The following is a 17,709-nucleotide window of genomic DNA, read 5'->3' as shown; positions in this document are numbered from 1 at the left end:
CTGTGCAGTATCTGAAACAACACACACGTTTCAGAACAGAAGAAAGAAGAACACCCCACCCACCCATGGTGTTGTGTTTCTTCGCTGATGTTCCGTGTGACAGTTTCATAGAGTTACGGCGGCCATAGCGGAGGGGAAACGCCCGGTCCCATTCCGAACCCGGAAGCTAAGCCCTCCAGCGCCGATGGTACTGCACCCGACAGGGTGTGGGAGAGTAGGACACCGCCGAACATCCGTTACCGAAAGGGGACCCAATATACTGGGTCCCCTTTCGTGGTTTGTGTGAAAGGAATGACTGTGTCGGAGAGTGACGACGGACGTCGATCCTTCCGCGGAGGCGGTGCCTCCAACAGCAATCGGGGCGGTGCCTCCAACAGCAATCGGGGCGGTGCGTCCGGCGGCGCCGGCGGTTCGGGTCGGGGTGGCTCGACCGGTGGTCCCCGTCGCGATTCGCGCGACAATCGTGGCGGCGCCGGTGGCGACCGTCGCGGTGGTGGACCCCGTCGTGGCGGCGAGGGCGGCTTCGCGCCTCGCGGACGTGAAGGTGACCGTCCGCAGCGGCAGCAGGCGCGTCCGGACGAACCGGATCTGCCCGAGAACGTCGAGGCCGGCGAGCTCGATCCCGCTGTACGCCGCGACCTGCTGAGCCTGGACAAGACAAACGCGAACACGGTTGCGCGTCACCTGGTAATGGCAGGCAAGCTCGTCGACGACGATCCGCGACTTGCGCTCGCGCATGCTCGCGCCGCGCGCCAGCGTGCGGGCCGCATTGCCATCGTGCGTGAGGCCGCGGGTATCACCGCGTACCACGCCGGCGAATGGGCCGAGGCGCTGTCGGAGTTGCGCGCCGCTCGTCGCATGGCCGGCGGTCCCGGACTGCTCGCGGTCATGGCGGACTGCGAACGCGGACTGGGCCGCCCGGAGCGTGCGATCGAACTCGGTCGGAGCGAGGAAGCTGCTGCGCTGTCCGGTGACGAGGCAGCCGAGCTGCGCATGGTGGTCGCCGGGGCGCGCATGGACCTCGGTCAGTTCGACCAGGCCGTGGTCACGCTGCAGACCCCCGATCTCGACGCCTCGCGGACCGGACCCGGCGCCGCTCGCCTGTTCTACGCGTATGCGGACGCCTTGGTGGCTGCCGGCCGCATCGAGGACGGACTCAAGTGGTTCCTCAATTCCGCCGCCGCGGATCTCGAGGGTGACACCGACGCGGAGGAGCGTGTGGCCGAGCTGACCGGAGACGATCAGTGACGGCTCTGCGCGACGGCTACGACGCCCTGCTGCTCGACCTCGACGGCACCCTGTACCAGGGGTCGCAGGAAATCCCCGGCGCGCGAGAGGCTTTGGCGGCCGCGGAGCAGTCCTGCTACTACGTGACCAACAACGCCAGTCGCAGCCCGGGCGAGGTCGCGGAACACCTGACCGAACTCGGGTTCGACGCCGACGAGTCGACGGTGGTGACGAGTTCCCAGTCCGCGGCCAGGCTGCTCGCGGAGAACGTCGCCCCCGATTCGCCGGTCCTGATCGTGGGCACCGAAGCGCTCGCCGACGAAGTCCGGAACGTCGGACTGCGCCCGGTGCGGTCGTTCGAGGACGCGCCCGCGGCTGTCGTCCAAGGACATTCGCCGACGACGGACTGGGCGATACTCGCCGAGGCGACCCTCGCGATCCGGGCCGGAGCGGTCTGGGTGGCGGCGAACCTGGACTCGACCCTCCCCACCGAACGCGGACTCGTCCTCGGCAACGGATCGATGGTCGCGGCGCTACGCACGGCGACGTCCCGCGAACCTCTCGTGGCGGGTAAACCGGCCGCGCCGCTGATGGAAGACGCGATGCTCCGCAGCGGGTGCTCGCGCCCGCTCGTCGTGGGCGACAGGCTGGACACCGACATCGAAGGCGCCAACAATGTCGGTCTCGACTCGCTGCTGGTGCTCACCGGAGTGAGCACCGCGGTCGACGTGCTGCGTGCCGCCCCGGAGCAACGGCCCACCTATCTGGCGTCCGAACTGGACGCGCTCAACCGCCCCGCCGAGGAATCCCTCATCGGCGAGGACAGCCGGTGGTCCGTCGAGTTCGACGGCACCGACCTGGTGATCGAACCGACCGCCGATTCCGCCGCGCCGGTGGATTCGGCCGCTCTGCTGCGGGCCGTGGCCGTTGCTGCCTGGAAGTTCCCCGACTTCGCGCGAATCACGTCGACGACGCCCGCGGTGAGTGCGGTCGCCTCCGGCTGGGGTGCCTGAAACCCGGCAGACCCGCGTTGTCCGTCACGCGATTCGCTGTATGCGTATCGGAACGCGATGGACTAGCGTTGTGCCCGATGAGCACGCCAATACTGCGCCCGGGAGCCCATCTACCTGGGCCTCCTCAGAGTGTCGACCCCGAGACGATCCACTCGGAGGTCGATGGATTGTTGTCGCGGCTCGGAGCCGTCGAACCGGATCCTGACGACGAGCACGGCGTCGGAGTCATCCCACGCAAAGCCCATCTTCTCGAGAAGGCGCACGACGTGCTGGTGGAGGCGCTGGCCACCGTGGACAAGATCTGACGTGGCCCGTCGAGCACGGGTGGATGCCGAACTCGTTCGGCGGGGACTGGCCCGGTCCCGCGAACACGCGCAAGAACTCATCGCCTCCGGCCGAGTACTGATCTCGGGAGCGGCAGCGACCAAACCCGCCACCGCAATCGAAGCGGGAACTCCGCTGCGGGTGGTCGAGGTCGACAACGAAGTGTCCTGGGCATCGCGCGGAGCCCACAAACTCCTCGGTGCGCTCGAGGCGTTCGGCCCCCGCGGACTCGAGGTCGAGGCCAAGCGCTGCCTCGACGCAGGCGCGTCCACCGGCGGCTTCACCGACGTGCTGCTTCACCACGGCGCGCGGGAGGTCGTGGCGGTGGACGTCGGCTACGGCCAGCTGGTGTGGCGGCTGCAGTCCGACGACCGCGTCCACGTCATCGACCGGACCAACGTGCGATCCATCGACGCCGAGCAGATCGGTGGCCCGGTCGATCTGGTGGTCGCGGACCTCTCGTTCATCTCCCTGAAGCTCGTCCTCCCGGCGTTCGTCGCCTGCGTGGCCGACGGCGCAGATCTGATTCCGATGGTGAAGCCGCAGTTCGAGGTCGGCAAGGACCACGTGGGCTCCGGTGGTGTGGTGCGTGACCCGGAGTTGCGCGTCGCCGCGGTACTGGATGTCGCGAAGACGGCAGCGTCGCTGGGACTGCGTACCGTCGGTGCAGTGGCCAGTCCGCTGCCGGGACCGTCGGGGAACGTCGAGTACTTCCTGTGGCTCCGCGCGGATGTCACACCCGGGACGGATGATGTACCGGTCGAGTCGATAGAAGAGTTGATCCGCACCGCGGTGCAGGAGGGACCACAGTGAGCGGGGGAAGCAGCGGCACCCAGCAACGCGAGCGGGAAATCCTGCTCGTTGCGCACCCGGGCCGCGCCGAGATCACGGAGACCGCGCGACGCGTCGGCAAGATCTTCGAGCGGGCCGGGATCGGACTGCGCGTCCTCGTCGACGAGGTCGACAGCACCCGAATCGAACCGATGGACGGCATGGCGGCCGACGAATTCCTGGTCCCCGGGCTGGAAGTCACCATCGTCCAGGCCGGCCCCGACGCCGCCCTCGGTTGCGAGATGGTGCTCGTGCTCGGCGGAGACGGAACGTTCCTGCGGGCAGCGGAACTCGCCCAGGCCGCGTCCATTCCGGTTCTGGGCATCAACCTGGGCCGCATCGGGTTCCTCGCGGAAACGGAGGCCGAGCACCTCGACGAGGCGCTCGCCCAGGTGGTGCGTCGTGAGTACCGCATCGAACACCGCATGACGCTGGACGTGCTGGTCCGGGTGGACGACGAAATCATCGAACGCGGCTGGGCACTCAACGAGGCGAGCATCGAGAACCGGTCCCGGCTCGGTGTCCTCGAGGTGGTGCTCGAGGTGGACGGCCGCCCCGTGTCGGCCTTCGGCTGCGACGGCGTCCTCATCTCCACCCCGACCGGGTCGACGGCATACGCGTTCTCGGCAGGTGGCCCCGTGGTGTGGCCGGAGCTGGAGGCCCTGCTCGTGGTCCCGAGCAACGCGCACGCGCTGTTCGCGCGCCCACTCGTGACGAGCCCGAACTCGCTGATCGCGGTGGAGACGGTGGCCGGCAGCCACGACGGTCTGGTGTTCTGCGACGGTCGCCGGACCCTCGAGCTACCCGCGGGCGCCCGCGTCGAAGTGGTGCGTGGCAAGGAACCCGTTCGGTGGATACGACTGGATTCGGCGCCGTTCGCAGACCGGATGGTGCGAAAGTTCGAGCTGCCCGTCACCGGGTGGCGAGGAAGGAAGCCCTAAACGTGCTGGCAGAGATCAGGATCGACAACCTCGGTGTGATCTCCGAGGCGTCGGCGCAATTCCACGAAGGTTTGACGGTGCTCACCGGTGAGACCGGTGCGGGCAAGACGATGGTGGTGACGAGCCTGCACCTGCTCAGCGGTGCGCGGGCAGACGCGGGCCGGGTGCGTCTCGGCGCGCCCCGTGCCGTGGTCGAGGGCCGGTTCATGACGGACGAGGGCTCGGAGCACGTCGAACGGGCCGTGACCCGGCTCCTCGAATCGACCGGCGCCGAGCGAGACGAGGACGGCACCATCATTGCGGTGCGGACCGTCGGCAGCGACGGACGGTCCCGCGCCCACCTGGGCGGGCGCAGCGTTCCGGCGGGTGTGCTGTCCGAGTTCACCGACCCACTGCTCACCGTCCACGGGCAGAACGATCAGCTGCGGCTGCTCCGGCCCGACCAGCAGTGCGCCGCCCTGGACAGGTTCGCGGACAAGACGGTCGGCCCGCTGCTGGCGCGGTACCGCAAGCACCGCGACGAATGGGTGACCGCGCGAACCGAACTGATCGAACGCACCGGGCGCACCCGGGAACTCGCGCAGGAAGCCGACCAACTGACGTTCGCCCTCAACGAGATCGACGGCGTCGCGCCCACCCCGGGTGAGGACGAGTCGATCGTGTCGGAGGTGCGCAGGCTCAGTGAACTCGACTCGCTGCGCTCTGCGGCCGAGGAAGCGCACGCCGCGCTCGCCGGCGGCGACGACATGGACGGCGACGGCGTCGGCGCACCCGCGTTGGATCTGTTGTCCGAGGCGCGGGCCCGGATCGAATCGACCACCGACCCCGAACTGGACGGGCTCGGACCGCGCCTCGCCGACGCGATCGCGGTGATCACGGACGTCTCCGCCGACCTGACCACGTATCTCGCCGGGCTTCCCGCGGATCCGGGGGCACTGGACTCCTTGCTGTCGCGGCAGGCGGAACTGAAGAACCTCACCCGCAAGTACGCTGCCGACGTCGACGGCGTACTGGAATGGGCAGACAACGCCCGTGCGAGGCTCGAGAAGATCGACGTGTCCTCCGATGCATTGGCGGCGCTGACGAAGCAGGTCGAGGAGTCGGCGGCGTCCACCGCGGAGGCCGCGTCGAAGCTGACCGCCGCCCGCGTCAAGGCGGCGGTCAAGCTCGCCAAGGCCGTCAGTTCCGAACTCGCTGGTCTGGCGATGGGCCGGGCCGCTCTCGAGGTGTCCGTCCGGCCCCGGATCGCCGGACCTCAGGACACGGCACCGCTCACCGTCGACGGGACGGAACTGCACGCGGGTTCGTCCGGCGTCGACGAAGTGGAATTCCGGCTGTCGGCGCACAGCGGCGCACAGTCGCTGCCCATCAGCAAGAGCGCGTCCGGCGGTGAACTCTCGCGCGTGATGCTGGCACTCGAGGTGGTGCTCGCCGGTTCCGACTCGGGCGCGACGATGGTGTTCGACGAGGTCGACGCCGGCGTCGGCGGTCGGGCCGCAGTCGAGATCGGCCGGCGACTGGCCCGGCTCGCCCGGACACACCAGGTCATCGTCGTGACGCACCTGCCGCAGGTCGCGGCGTTCGCGGACACCCACCTGGTGGTCGACAAGGTCGACGACGCGGACGGCGTCGTCAGCAGTGGTGTGCACACGCTCACCGACGACGAACGGGTTGTCGAACTGGCGCGCATGCTCGCCGGACTCGACGACACCGAGACCGGTCGCGCCCACGCGGAGGAGCTCTTGGCCACCGCCAACGCCGAGCGTTCCGCCTGACCGGTCCTGCGGACCGCCCGCACCCGTGGTAATGGTGTGACTGATGTGGTAAACGGTTCGGCGCGCCTCCACAGGTCGGTCCGGCTTCCGGTCCATCATCGAACTCATGAAGATGCCGGCACTGCTGTCACGTAACACCGAAACTTTGCCTGGGGTCAGCGGCATCGCCAGGGTGGATCGCAACACGGCCAAGTTGCTGCGACGCGTCGGACCCGGTGACATCGTCGTTCTCGACGAGCTCGACCTCGATCGCGGGACCGCGGACGCCCTGGTGAAGGCCGGCGTTCTCGCAGTGATCAACGCGTCGCCCTCCATCTCGGGGCGCTATCCCAACCTCGGACCGGAGGTGATCGTCGCCAACGGGATCCTCCTGGTGGATTCGGCAGGCACCGAGATCTTCAAGAGCATCAAGGACGGCAGCAAGGTCCGGGTGAACGGGGGAGGTGTCTACTCCGGGGAACGGCGCATCGCGAAGGGCGACGAACAGACCGAGGCGGAGATCTCCGACCGGATGATCGAGGCGAAGACCGGTCTGGTCGACCACCTCGAGGCGTTCTCCGGCAACACCATCGAGTTCATCCGCACCGAAAGTCCGCTGCTGATCGACGGAGTCGGCGTCCCCGACGTCGACGTCGACATGAAGGAACGGCACGTCGTGATCGTGTCCGACGGCCCGGACCACGCGTCCGACCTGAAGAACCTCAAGCCGTTCATCAAGGAGTACTCGCCGATCCTCATCGGCGTCGGGGCAGGCGCCGACGTCCTGAAGTCGGCGGGCTATCGCCCCGACCTCATCGTCGGCGACCCCGAGGACATCACCAGCGCCACGTTGAAGTCGGGCGCCGAGGTGGTGCTCCCCGCCGACCAGGACGGTCACGCCCCCGGTCTGTCACGGATCCAGGACCTCGGCATCGGAGCGATGACGTTCCCCGCCTCCGGGTCCCCGTCCGACCTGGCGCTGCTGCTGGCCGATCATCACGGCGCGTCGCTGATCGTCACGGTCGGGAGCACCGTCTCCCTCGACGAATTCTTCGACCGCGGCCGCCGCGACAGCAACCCGTCCGCGTTCATGACCCGGCTGAAGGTCGGGCCGAAACTGGTGGACGCGAAGGCCGTGGCGACCCTGTACCGGAGCCGCGTGTCGGGCGGCGCGATCGCGCTGCTCGTACTGGCCGCACTGGTTGCGGTGATCGTGGCCCTGGTGGTGTCGAACATCGGTGGTGAGGCACTGGACTGGGCCGTCGCGACATGGAACAGCTTCGCGTTGTGGGTCCAGGGGTTCTTCAAGTGATTTCTCTGCGTCACCATGCCATTTCCATTGCGGCGATCTTCCTGGCTCTGGCAATAGGCGTGGTGATGGGTTCCGGCCTGTTGTCGAGCGGTCTCGTCTCGGGGCTGCGCGACGACAAGGCCGACCTGCAGACCGACGTGGAGAAGGCGAACGAACGCAACAACCAGCTGACCGAGCAGCTGAACTCGGCGGACGGCTTCGATTCCGCCGTGGGCGGCCGCGTGGTGGCCGACACTCTGGCGCAACGCACCGTGATGGTCGTGACGACCCCGGATGCCGACCCCGCCGACCTCGACGGGGTCAACCGCATGATCGCTCAGGCAGGTGGGTCGGTGACCGGCCGGGTGTCGTTGACCGATTCGTTCGTGGACGCGACGGGCGGTGACCGGCTCCGGACGGTCGTCAACAATGTGATCCCTGCGGGTGTCACGTTGAAGACCGGGGCCGTCGACCAGGGCAGCCTCGCAGGCGACCTGCTCGGTTCGGTCCTCATGCTGGGTAAGGAGACGGGCCAGCCGCAGAGTTCCGCACAGGAGATGGCGCTCGCTCTCGAGACCCTCCGCGGTGCGGGATTTGTCAGCTACGACGACGGTGCGGTCCAACCGGCACAGGTCGCGGTGGTGCTGACCGGCGACCGCGACGTGGAGGACGGTGTCAGCGGCAACCGCGGCGCGGTGGTGGCCCGGTTCGCGGGCGCGCTGGATTCGCGCGGTGCCGGGGCGGTTCTCGCCGGGCGTCCGGCGTCGGCGCAGGGCAACGGTGCGGTCGCCGTCGCGCGGGCCGACGCGGCCCTCTCCGCGGCGCTCACGACGATCGACAACATCGACCGGGAAGCGGGCAAGATCACCGTTCCGCTCGCGCTGCAGGAGCAACTGAACGGCGGCGCCGGCCGGTACGGCACCGGGCCCGGCACGACCGGAGTCACCGTCGGGGCCACCCCGGCGTAGCGCGCGTCACATCGGGGCGGGCAATCGCGGCGCGTTGTTTCCGGGACGTACGACAAGGTGTTACCGTGAAGTCCCGTGGGTCGGCAGGCCCCAGCATTGCTCGAACAGACCAAGCCCTGCACAGTCGTCACGGGAGCCCCTTTGCCACAGTCACGCACTCATTCGCGTACCGCTACCAAGCACATCTTCGTGAGCGGCGGCGTCGCCTCCTCACTCGGCAAGGGCCTCACAGCCTCGAGCCTCGGGCAATTGCTCACCGCGCGGGGAATGCGCGTGACCATGCAGAAACTGGATCCGTATCTCAACGTCGATCCGGGCACGATGAACCCGTTCCAGCACGGTGAGGTCTTCGTCACCGAAGACGGCGCCGAGACCGACCTCGACGTCGGCCACTACGAGCGCTTCCTCGACCGCGACCTGTCCGGTCAGGCGAATGTCACCACCGGCCAGGTGTATTCGACGGTCATCGCCAAGGAGCGGCGCGGTGAATACCTCGGCGACACCGTCCAGGTCATCCCGCACATCACGGACGAGATCAAGAGCCGGATCCTCGCCATGAGCGGACCGGACCTCCAGGGACACCAGCCCGACGTCGTCATCACCGAGATCGGTGGCACCGTCGGTGACATCGAGTCGCAGCCGTTCCTCGAGGCCGCCCGTCAGGTGCGCCACGACGTCGGTCGCGACAACGTCTTCTTCCTCCACGTCTCCCTGGTTCCGTACCTGGCGCCGTCGGGTGAGCTCAAGACGAAGCCCACCCAGCACTCGGTCGCGGCCCTGCGGAACATCGGTATCCAGCCCGACGCGCTGATCCTGCGCTGCGACCGCGAGGTACCCCCCGCGCTGAAGAACAAGATCGCGCTCATGTGCGACGTCGACGTCGACGGCTGCATCTCGACCCCCGACGCGCCCTCGATCTACGACATCCCGAAGGTGCTGCACAGCGAGGGCCTCGACGCCTACGTGGTGCGTCAGCTGGGTCTGCCGTTCCGCGACGTGGACTGGACCGTGTGGGGCAACCTGCTCGAGCGCGTCCACCAGCCGCGCGAGACCGTGCGGATCGCCCTGGTCGGAAAATACGTCGACCTGCCGGACGCCTACCTGTCCGTCACCGAGGCGCTGCGCGCCGGCGGCTTCGCGAACCGCTCGAAGGTGGAAATTTCCTGGGTGCCGTCCGACGCGTGTGAGACGGAGGCGGGCGCGCAGGCCGCCCTCGGCGACGTCGACGGCGTGCTGATTCCCGGCGGCTTCGGAATCCGCGGTATCGAGGGCAAGCTCGGCGCGATCCGGTACGCCCGTCACCGGAAGATCCCGCTGCTCGGACTGTGCCTCGGCCTGCAGTGCGTCGTGATCGAGGCTGCGCGCAGCGTGGGTCTCGACGACGCCAACTCCGCCGAGTTCGAGCCTGAGACCACGCACCCCGTGATCTCCACGATGGCCGACCAGGAAGACGTCATCGCCGGCGAGGCGGACCTCGGCGGCACGATGCGCCTCGGCGCGTACCCGGCCGTCCTCACGAAGGGGTCCGTGGTGGCCCGCGCGTACGGCAGCGAAGAGGTGTCGGAACGTCACCGTCACCGCTACGAGGTCAACAACGCGTACCGCGACCGGATCGCGAAGAGCGGACTCCGGTTCAGCGGAACCTCGCCCGACGGTCACCTCGTCGAGTTCGTCGAGTACCCGGCCGACCAGCACCCGTTCTTCGTCGCGACGCAGGCGCACCCCGAGCTGAAGAGCCGTCCGACGCGTCCGCACCCGCTGTTCGCGGCGTTCGTCGACGCGGCGCTGAGGCACAAGCTCGAAGAGCGGCTTCCCGTCGACGTGCACGGTGAGGAGCGGGCCGCCGTCGCTACCGATGACGAACTCGCCGACTCCGCCGACCGCGACGAGGTCGCGTCCGTCGACAGCGCGGGATAGGGCGAGACCGACCATGACCGACACCGGCCGGCACGAATTCGAGACCCTCGACTCGCGCGCCGTCTACAGCGGCGCGATCCTCGCCCTGCGCGTGGATCACGTCGCGATGCCGGACGGCCGGACCGCCGAACGCGAGGTCGTCGAGCACCACGGCGCCGTCGCCGTCGTGGTGCTCGACGACGAGGACCGGGTGGTCCTGATCCACCAGTACCGGCACCCGGTGGGGCGCCGGTTGTGGGAGATCCCGGCGGGCTTGCTGGACGAGCCGGGGGAGGACCCGGTCGACGCGGCCGGGCGCGAGCTGGCGGAGGAGACCGGGCTCGGGGCCCGTCGCTGGTCCGTTCTCGTGGATGTCGTTCTCTCACCCGGGTTCACGGACGAGTCGGTGCGCGTGTTCCTCGCCGAGGACCTGTACGAGGTGGACCGGCCCGACCCGGAGGACGAGGAAGCCGACCTCGAGATCGAGCGGATTCCGCTCGACGAGGTCGTGTCGATGGTGCTGAACGGGACCATCGTCAACGCCACGGCCGTGGCCGGAGTGATGGCACTCGCCGCTGCCCGGTCCCGCCCGGGCGGTGTCGGCGAACTCCGCGACGTGACCGTGCCCTGGGTCGATCGCCCCGACAGGTTCAGCGAGAGGAAACGCTCGCGCGCCGGCGGGGACGAGGCCGCGCGGGCATGACATGGTGATTGCGCGGCAGGTGGATTCGTACCTCGACCACCTGTCCGTCGAGCGCGGAGCCGCCCGCAACACCCTCGGCTCGTACCGCCGCGACCTCGAGCGGTACACGCAGTTCCTCGCCGACCGGGAGGTCACCGACATCGGCCGGATCCGCGAACAGGATGTCAGCGACTTCGTGATCGCGCTGCGCACCGGCGATCCGAATCGTGAACTGCCGCCGCTGGCCGCGAGCTCCGCGGCCCGCGCCCTGATCGCGGTGCGCGGATTCCACCGGTTCGCCGCGGCCGAGGGGATGACCGCAGTGGACGTCGCCCGGGACGTGCGGCCACCGTCGCCGGCGAAACGGCTCCCCAAATCGCTGCCGGTCAACGAGGTGCTGGCGCTGCTGGAGGCGGTCGGCGGCAGCGGACCCGCCGACGGTCCGCGGGCGGTCCGTGACCGCGCGCTCCTCGAACTGCTGTATTCGACGGGCGCCCGCATCTCCGAAGCCGTGGGCCTGGACGTCGACGACGTCGACACCGAGACCCGGTCGGTGCTGCTGCGGGGCAAGGGCGGCAAGCAGCGGGTGGTGCCGGTGGGCCGGCCCGCCGTCGAATCCCTCGACGCCTACCTGATCCGGGGCCGGCCGGCGCTGGCATCACGCGGAACACCCGCGCTGTTCCTCAATGTCCGCGGCGGACGCCTGTCCCGCCAGAGCGCATGGAAGGTGCTGCAGACCGCGGCGGACGCGGCGGGCATCTCGTCGGCGGTGTCACCGCACACGCTCCGTCACTCGTTCGCGACGCATCTGCTCGACGGCGGCGCCGACGTCCGCGTCGTCCAGGAGCTGCTGGGGCATGCCTCGGTGACGACCACCCAGATATATACGCTGGTGACAGTGGGTGCGCTGCGCGAGGTGTGGGCCGGAGCGCACCCCCGGGCGAGGTGACGGAAAGCGTGTCGAGGGGAAATTTCACGGTACGAGGCGGTAGCGTTCGTATAACGATGTGGGATCGGCAGCGATCATCGAGAGAACAGGGGATCATCGGACCGTGGTGACACCGCAGCCGCCAGCGGCGGAGTCAGAGCACTCGCAACAGGAGGGCGACATGTTCGACGTGCGGCAATCCGAACCCGCAGCCTTGTTCGAGGACGCTGCCGTGGTCGTGGAGGAGGAGCTCGGGCCCACGGGACGGCCGACACGTGCGGTGCCGGAACCCGCCCCGCTGCCCTCGCACGGCCCGGCCAAGATCATCGCGATGTGCAACCAGAAGGGTGGCGTCGGCAAGACGACGTCGACCATCAACCTGGGAGCGTCGCTCGCCGAATTCGGCCGACGTGTCCTGCTCGTCGACCTCGATCCCCAGGGGGCGCTGTCCGCGGGGCTCGGCGTCGCGCATCACGACCTCGAACTGACCGTCCACAACCTGCTCGTCGAACCCCGCGTCGCGATCGACGACGTCCTGATGCGGACACGCGTCGAGGGCCTCGACCTCCTGCCGAGCAACATCGACCTGTCGGCGGCGGAGATTCAGCTCGTCACCGAGGTCGGGCGGGAACAGACGCTCGGACGGGTGCTGCATCCGGTGCTCGACCGGTACGACTACGTCCTGATCGACTGCCAGCCGTCCCTCGGTCTGCTCACCGTCAACGCGTTGGCCTGCGCGGACTCGGTGATCATTCCGATGGAGTGCGAGTACTTCAGCCTGCGCGGCCTGGCGCTGCTCAACGACACGGTCGAGAAGGTCCACGACCGGCTCAACCCGCGGCTCGAACTCGCCGGCATCGTCGTGACGATGTTCGACTCGCGGACCCTGCACGCGCGTGAAGTGATGGCCCGTGTGGTGGAGGTGTTCGGGGACCTCGTGTATGACACCGTGATCAACCGCACCGTGCGCTTCCCCGAGACCTCGGTCGCCGGGGAACCGATCACCACCTGGGCGCCGAAATCGACCGGCGCCGAGGCGTACCGTGCTCTGGCACGCGAGGTCATTCACCGGTCCGGCCGGTAAGTGGTGAATACGCAAGACATTTCGGCTCCACCGCAGACCGAGGACCCGCAGGCCCAGGTAACGCAGGCCGAGGATCAGCAGGCGCCCGCGGTCAAGCCCGGCTTCCGGGTGACGCTGCGGAATTTCGAGGGACCGTTCGACCTGCTCCTGACCCTGATCAACCAGCGACAGCTGGATGTGACGGAGGTCGCGCTGCACCAGGTGACGGACGACTTCATCGCCTACACCCGCTCGCTGGGCACGGAGATGGGTCTCGATCAGACCACGGAATTCCTGGTGGTCGCGGCGACGCTGCTCGACCTGAAGGCGGCGCGTCTACTCCCGGCGGGCCAGGTGGAGGACGCCGAGGACCTCGCGCTCCTCGAGGCGCGCGACCTGCTGTTCGCCCGGCTGCTGCAGTACCGCGCGTACAAGCAGGTGGCGCAACTCTTCGGTGAGCTCGAGGCGGCCGCGTTGCGCCGGTACCCGCGTTCGGCGGCACTGGAGGACCAGTTCACGAAATTGCTGCCGGAAGTGTTGCTCGGGGTCGACCCGCAGCGGTTCGCGGAGATCGCCGCGACCGTGTTCACACCCCGCCCGAAGCCCACCGTGGGACTCGACCATCTGCACGACATGCACGCGGTGTCGGTGCCCGAACAGGCGGCGCGGATGCTGGAACTGCTCCGCGAACGGGGAGCCGGGGAGTGGGCGACGTTCGGCGACCTGGTCGCGGAGTGCGAGGTGACCACCCTGATCGTGGCAAGATTCCTCGCGCTGCTCGAGCTGTATCGCGAGCAGTCGGTGTTGTTCGAACAGCCCGAGCCACTCGGGGAATTGCTGGTGAGCTGGACCGGGGAAGGCGCACACGCCTCGGTGACCGAGGAGGATTACGGATGAGTTCGGCCCCGTTCGACGAGTCGGACGACCTGGGCGCCCTCGACGCAGAACTCGAGCTGTCGGACACCGAACTCGAAGCTGTTCTCGAGTCGCTGCTGCTGATCGTCGACTCTCCCGCCGGAGCCGAACAGCTCGCCTCCGCGACCGGCGCTTCTGTGAATCGCATCACGGACGTGCTGAACCGCATGTCCGCCGAGCTCACCGCCCGTGGCAGTGGGTTGGACCTCCGATATGCCGGTGACGGTTGGCGTCTCTATACGCGCACCGCGTACGCGCCCTACGTGGAACGACTCCTACTCGACGGTGCGCGGTCCAAACTGACGAGGGCGGCGTTGGAAACTCTGGCCGTGGTGGCATACCGTCAACCGTTGACCCGCGCACGGATCAGTGCGGTGCGCGGCGTCAACGTGGATGGTGTGGTGCGCACACTTCTCGCTCGCGGATTGATTGCCGAAGCCGGCGTCGATCCCGATACCAACGCCACGCAGTATTCGACGACGGAGCTCTTCCTGGAACGGCTCGGCTTGGCGTCTCTCGCCGATCTTCCCGCCTTGGCTCCGCTGTTGCCGGACGTGGATCTGATAGATGACATCAGTGACAGTCTGGAATCTGATCCACGATTTGCGAGAATGAATAAAGCTACGGCTTCCACAGCAGAGTTGGACACCGGGCTGGACACCGAAGACTGACAGGGATAGTACAAAAGTGAAGAAACCCGCTCGCCGAGATGGCACACCGGATCGCAACAACAAGAAGCAGCGCCCCACCAGGTCGGAGGCCGGGGGTCGCTCGGACAGGTCGGAAGCCGGAGGGCGACCGAGCCGCTCCGAGACCGATCGGCGTCCGTCCAGGTCGGACGCCGTCAAGGGGAAGTCGGGCAGGCCCGACGCCGCGGCCGCGAAGAACAAACGCGGCAAGCCCAAGTCGGCCAAGCCGCAGCGCGCCCAGGCCCACGCGCCCAAGATCAGCAATGCCAAGCCGGCCCGGCACCAGTACGCCGACGCCGCCGATCGGCCCGCGGGCCCGCCGCAGGGCGACGGCATGCGACTGCAGAAGGTCCTCGCCCAGGCCGGCGTCGCGTCGCGCCGTGCAGCCGAGGAACTGATCTCGCAGGGTCGCGTCGAGGTCGACGGCCGCATCGTCATCGAGCAGGGCCTGCGCATCGACCCCGAGAACGCGGTGGTGCGCGTGGACGGCGTCCGGGTCGTCGTGCAGAAGGACCTTGTCCACCTCGCGCTGAACAAGCCCCGCGGCTGGCAGTCGACGATGTCGGACGACCTGGGTCGCCCGTGCGTCGGCGACATCGTCTCCGAGCGGGTCGCCGCAGGTCAGCGGTTGTTCCACGTCGGTCGCCTGGACGCGGACACCGAGGGGCTGCTGCTGCTCACCAACGACGGTGACCTGGCGCATCGGCTCATGCACCCGTCCTTCGAGGTATCGAAGACGTACCTGGCGACCGTGTCGGGTGCCCTCGAACGCGGCGTCGGAAAGAAGCTCAAGGAGGGTGTCGAGCTCGACGACGGTCCGGCGAAGGTCGACACGTTCACGCTCCTCGACATCAACGAGGGCAAGTCGCTCGTCCGCGTCACCCTGCACGAAGGCCGCAAGCACATCGTGCGGCGCCTGTTCGACGCCGTGGGACACCCCGTCATCCGGCTCGTCCGGACGGACATCGGCGCGGTCGCTCTCGGCGACCAGCGTCCCGGCACACTCCGCGTACTCGGTCGAGGCGAGGTCGGCGGTCTCTACGGGGCGGTGGGCCTGTGAGTACCTCGAAGCTGGTCGTCGCGATGGACGGCCCCTCTGGAACCGGGAAGTCGAGCGTCTCGCGGATGCTGGCGCAGCGCCTCGACGCCCGCTACCTCGACACCGGCGCCATGTACCGCATCGCGACGCTGCATGCGCTGCGCAAGGGCGTGGACCTCACCGATCCCGCCGCGATCGCCGACGCGACCGCCGGTCTGCCGTGGTCGATCGGCACCGACCCGGCGGGTGAGCAGGTCCTGCTCGACGGGGAGGACGTGGGGGAGGAGATCCGCGGCGACGCGGTGACCAAGGCCGTCTCGGCTGTCTCCGCCGTACCGGCCGTGCGTGAACTGCTCGTCGCGGCGCAGCGTCGTCTCGCGGGCGAGGCAGAACGGATCGTCGTCGAGGGCCGGGACATCGGCACCGTCGTGATCCCGGACGCCGACGTGAAGATCTACCTCACCGCCTCGGCGGAAGCCCGGGCACAGCGCAGGAATGCGCAGAATCTCGCGGAGGGGCGAGGCGACGACTACGCGGCCGTGCTGGCCGACGTGCAGCGTCGTGACCACCTCGACTCCACGCGCGCCGTGTCGCCACTGCGGCCGGCCGACGATTCCGTGCTTGTCGACACCAGCGAACTCGGAATCGACGACGTGATCGGCAGGTTGCTGCTGGTGGTAAGCGAAAGAACTGGAGCAGGGCAGTGACCGAACAATTCACCACCGAGTTCGCAGGCGACGGCACCTGGAGTGAGGAATCCGACTGGGAGGTCCTCGACCTCGAAGACGGCGGCGACGGAGAGTCCCACGTCCCGGTTCCCACCCTCGCAGTGGTCGGGCGCCCGAACGTCGGCAAGTCGACGCTCGTCAACCGGATCATCGGCCGACGCGAAGCCGTGGTCGAGGACATTCCCGGTGTCACCCGGGACCGCGTCTCCTACGAGGCGAACTGGAGTGGCCGCCGCTTCATGGTGCAGGACACCGGCGGCTGGGAACCCGACGCCAAGGGTCTGCAGCAGTCGGTGGCCCGGCAGGCGGAACTGGCGATGCAGACCGCGGACGCGATCCTCCTCGTCGTGGACGCCGTGGTCGGCGCCACCGCAACGGACGAGGCCGTGGCCAAGGTGCTGCGCCGGTCCAAGACCCCGGTTCTGCTGGTTGCCAACAAGGTGGACGACGGCCGCACCGAATCCGAGGTGGCCGCACTGTGGTCGCTCGGTCTCGGACAGCCGCACTCGGTGAGCGCGACCCACGGCCGCGGCACCGGCGATCTCCTCGACGAGGTGCTCGCCGCGCTCCCGGAGACCCCGCGTGAAGGCATCCCCGGCGGCGGGCCGCGACGCGTGGCTCTGGTCGGGAAGCCGAACGTCGGAAAGTCGAGCCTGCTGAACAAGCTGTCGGGCGACGAGCGTTCGGTGGTCCACAACGTCGCGGGCACCACCGTCGATCCGGTCGACTCGATCGTGGAGCTCGGCGGCAGGCCGTGGCGTTTCGTCGACACCGCCGGTCTGCGCAAGCGGGTCAGCCACGCCAGCGGCGCCGAGTTCTACGCGTCGCTGCGGACGAAGAGCGCCATCGAGGCCGCCGAGGTCGCGATTCTGCTGATCGACGCATCCGAGCCGATCTCGGAGCAGGACCTGCGCGTGCTGAGCATGGTGGCGGACGCCGGCCGGGCCCTCGTCATCGCGTTCAACAAGTGGGATCTCGTCGACGAGGACCGGCGCCTCCAGCTCGACCGAGAGGTCGACCGGGACCTGGTGCGGGTGCCGTGGGCGCAGCGCGTCAACATCTCGGCGCAGACGGGGCGCGCGGTGCAGAAGCTCGTCCCCGCCCTGGACACCGCACTGGAGTCCTGGGACAAGCGCATTCCCACGGGCCGGCTCAACACCTGGCTCAAGGAAGTCATTGCCGCCACTCCGCCGCCGATGCGTGGTGGCCGGCTGCCTCGCGTGATGTTCGCCACGCAGGCCGGAACACGCCCGCCGACGTTCGTGCTGTTCACGACCGGGTTCCTCGAGGCGGGCTACCGCCGGTTCCTGGAGCGGCGTTTGCGCGAGGAGTTCAATTTCGACGGCAGCCCCGTCCGCATCTCGGTGCGGGTGCGGGAAAAGCGTGAGCGGCGAAACCGTTGATCCGACAGAATGCGCTC

At 68.6% G+C, this 17,709-nt stretch carries 17 protein-coding genes and 1 rRNA gene; all 18 read left to right on the top strand.

The window, feature by feature from the left end; all coding sequences use genetic code 11:
* Positions 1–114: 114 nt before the first annotated feature.
* Positions 115–231: ribosomal RNA gene (rrf, locus tag QM841_RS33010) — 5S ribosomal RNA — on the top strand.
* Positions 232–291: 60 nt separating this feature from the next.
* Complete coding sequence (locus QM841_RS33005) at positions 292–1,248, top strand: tetratricopeptide repeat protein (RefSeq protein WP_280784911.1); 957 nt, start codon at positions 292–294, stop codon at positions 1,246–1,248.
* Positions 1,245–2,240 carry an HAD-IIA family hydrolase gene (locus tag QM841_RS33000; RefSeq protein ID WP_283335183.1) on the top strand — a complete coding sequence of 332 codons (996 nt, stop codon included), beginning with the start codon at positions 1,245–1,247 and terminating at the stop codon, positions 2,238–2,240. The genes QM841_RS33005 and QM841_RS33000 overlap by 4 nt, the downstream gene beginning before the upstream one ends.
* Positions 2,241–2,317: 77 nt before the next feature.
* Positions 2,318–2,545 (top strand): hypothetical protein, encoded by a 228-nt coding sequence (locus tag QM841_RS32995; RefSeq protein ID WP_283335182.1) that lies wholly within the window; start codon positions 2,318–2,320, stop codon positions 2,543–2,545.
* A gap of 1 nt (position 2,546) precedes the next feature.
* Positions 2,547–3,377 carry a TlyA family RNA methyltransferase gene (locus QM841_RS32990; protein WP_283335181.1) on the top strand — a complete coding sequence of 277 codons (831 nt, stop codon included), beginning with the start codon at positions 2,547–2,549 and terminating at the stop codon, positions 3,375–3,377.
* Entirely contained in the window at positions 3,374–4,336 is a 963-nt protein-coding gene (locus tag QM841_RS32985) for an NAD kinase (RefSeq protein WP_009473603.1), read from the top strand. The genes QM841_RS32990 and QM841_RS32985 overlap by 4 nt, the downstream gene beginning before the upstream one ends.
* Before the next feature lie 2 nt (positions 4,337–4,338).
* The gene (gene recN, locus QM841_RS32980; RefSeq protein ID WP_283335180.1) at positions 4,339–6,111 is read left to right on the top strand and encodes a DNA repair protein RecN; all 1,773 of its coding nucleotides are present in this window, start codon (positions 4,339–4,341) and stop codon (positions 6,109–6,111) included.
* 106 nt (positions 6,112–6,217) lie between these two features.
* The gene (steA, locus tag QM841_RS32975) at positions 6,218–7,402 is read left to right on the top strand and encodes a putative cytokinetic ring protein SteA (protein ID WP_283335179.1); all 1,185 of its coding nucleotides are present in this window, start codon (positions 6,218–6,220) and stop codon (positions 7,400–7,402) included.
* A complete protein-coding gene (locus QM841_RS32970; RefSeq protein WP_280784906.1) occupies positions 7,399–8,349 on the top strand; it encodes a copper transporter in 951 nt (316 codons plus the stop codon). The genes steA and QM841_RS32970 overlap by 4 nt, the downstream gene beginning before the upstream one ends.
* 141 nt (positions 8,350–8,490) lie before the next feature.
* Positions 8,491–10,266: a CTP synthase gene (pyrG, locus tag QM841_RS32965; RefSeq protein WP_283335178.1), complete on the top strand. Its 1,776-nt coding sequence runs from the start codon at positions 8,491–8,493 to the stop codon at positions 10,264–10,266.
* A gap of 13 nt (positions 10,267–10,279) precedes the next feature.
* The gene (locus QM841_RS32960) at positions 10,280–10,948 is read left to right on the top strand and encodes an NUDIX domain-containing protein (protein ID WP_105422606.1); all 669 of its coding nucleotides are present in this window, start codon (positions 10,280–10,282) and stop codon (positions 10,946–10,948) included.
* Between the two features lies 1 nt (position 10,949).
* A complete protein-coding gene (xerD, locus tag QM841_RS32955) occupies positions 10,950–11,876 on the top strand; it encodes a site-specific tyrosine recombinase XerD (protein ID WP_283335177.1) in 927 nt (308 codons plus the stop codon).
* 58 nt (positions 11,877–11,934) lie between these two features.
* On the top strand, positions 11,935–12,939 hold the full coding sequence (locus tag QM841_RS32950; RefSeq protein WP_016880789.1) for a ParA family protein: 1,005 nt from the start codon (positions 11,935–11,937) through the stop codon (positions 12,937–12,939).
* Positions 12,940–13,815, top strand: a complete 876-nt coding sequence (locus QM841_RS32945) for a segregation and condensation protein A (protein WP_283335176.1) — start codon at positions 12,940–12,942, stop codon at positions 13,813–13,815.
* Positions 13,812–14,504 (top strand): SMC-Scp complex subunit ScpB, encoded by a 693-nt coding sequence (gene scpB / locus QM841_RS32940; RefSeq protein ID WP_283335175.1) that lies wholly within the window; start codon positions 13,812–13,814, stop codon positions 14,502–14,504. Before QM841_RS32945 ends, scpB begins: the two co-directional genes overlap by 4 nt.
* A 16-nt stretch (positions 14,505–14,520) precedes the next feature.
* Complete coding sequence (locus QM841_RS32935) at positions 14,521–15,582, top strand: pseudouridine synthase (protein ID WP_280784901.1); 1,062 nt, start codon at positions 14,521–14,523, stop codon at positions 15,580–15,582.
* On the top strand, positions 15,579–16,268 hold the full coding sequence (gene cmk / locus QM841_RS32930; RefSeq protein ID WP_009473592.1) for a (d)CMP kinase: 690 nt from the start codon (positions 15,579–15,581) through the stop codon (positions 16,266–16,268). Before QM841_RS32935 ends, cmk begins: the two co-directional genes overlap by 4 nt.
* The gene (gene der, locus QM841_RS32925; RefSeq protein ID WP_011594125.1) at positions 16,265–17,692 is read left to right on the top strand and encodes a ribosome biogenesis GTPase Der; all 1,428 of its coding nucleotides are present in this window, start codon (positions 16,265–16,267) and stop codon (positions 17,690–17,692) included. Before cmk ends, der begins: the two co-directional genes overlap by 4 nt.
* The last annotated feature ends 17 nt before the right edge of the window (positions 17,693–17,709 follow it).

The sequence above is a fragment of the Rhodococcus sp. IEGM 1307 genome (assembly GCF_030056915.1).
Classification (GTDB): domain Bacteria; phylum Actinomycetota; class Actinomycetes; order Mycobacteriales; family Mycobacteriaceae; genus Rhodococcus_F; species Rhodococcus_F opacus_D.
Note: the sequence above shows the minus strand (reverse complement) of the source record. Positions and strands in the feature narration are given on the sequence as shown.

What these genes read in the sequence shown, in the direction of transcription:
- QM841_RS32995 (WP_283335182.1), top strand. Translation starts at nt 2,318, where the DNA reads ATGAGCACGCCAATACTGCGCCCGGGAGCCCATCTACCTGGGCCTCCT.
- QM841_RS32960 (WP_105422606.1), top strand. Translation starts at nt 10,280, where the DNA reads ATGACCGACACCGGCCGGCACGAATTCGAGACCCTCGACTCGCGCGCC.
- QM841_RS33005 (WP_280784911.1), top strand. Translation starts at nt 292, where the DNA reads ATGACTGTGTCGGAGAGTGACGACGGACGTCGATCCTTCCGCGGAGGC.
- scpB (WP_283335175.1), top strand. Translation starts at nt 13,812, where the DNA reads ATGAGTTCGGCCCCGTTCGACGAGTCGGACGACCTGGGCGCCCTCGAC.
- xerD (WP_283335177.1), top strand. Translation starts at nt 10,950, where the DNA reads ATGGTGATTGCGCGGCAGGTGGATTCGTACCTCGACCACCTGTCCGTC.
- steA (WP_283335179.1), top strand. Translation starts at nt 6,218, where the DNA reads ATGAAGATGCCGGCACTGCTGTCACGTAACACCGAAACTTTGCCTGGG.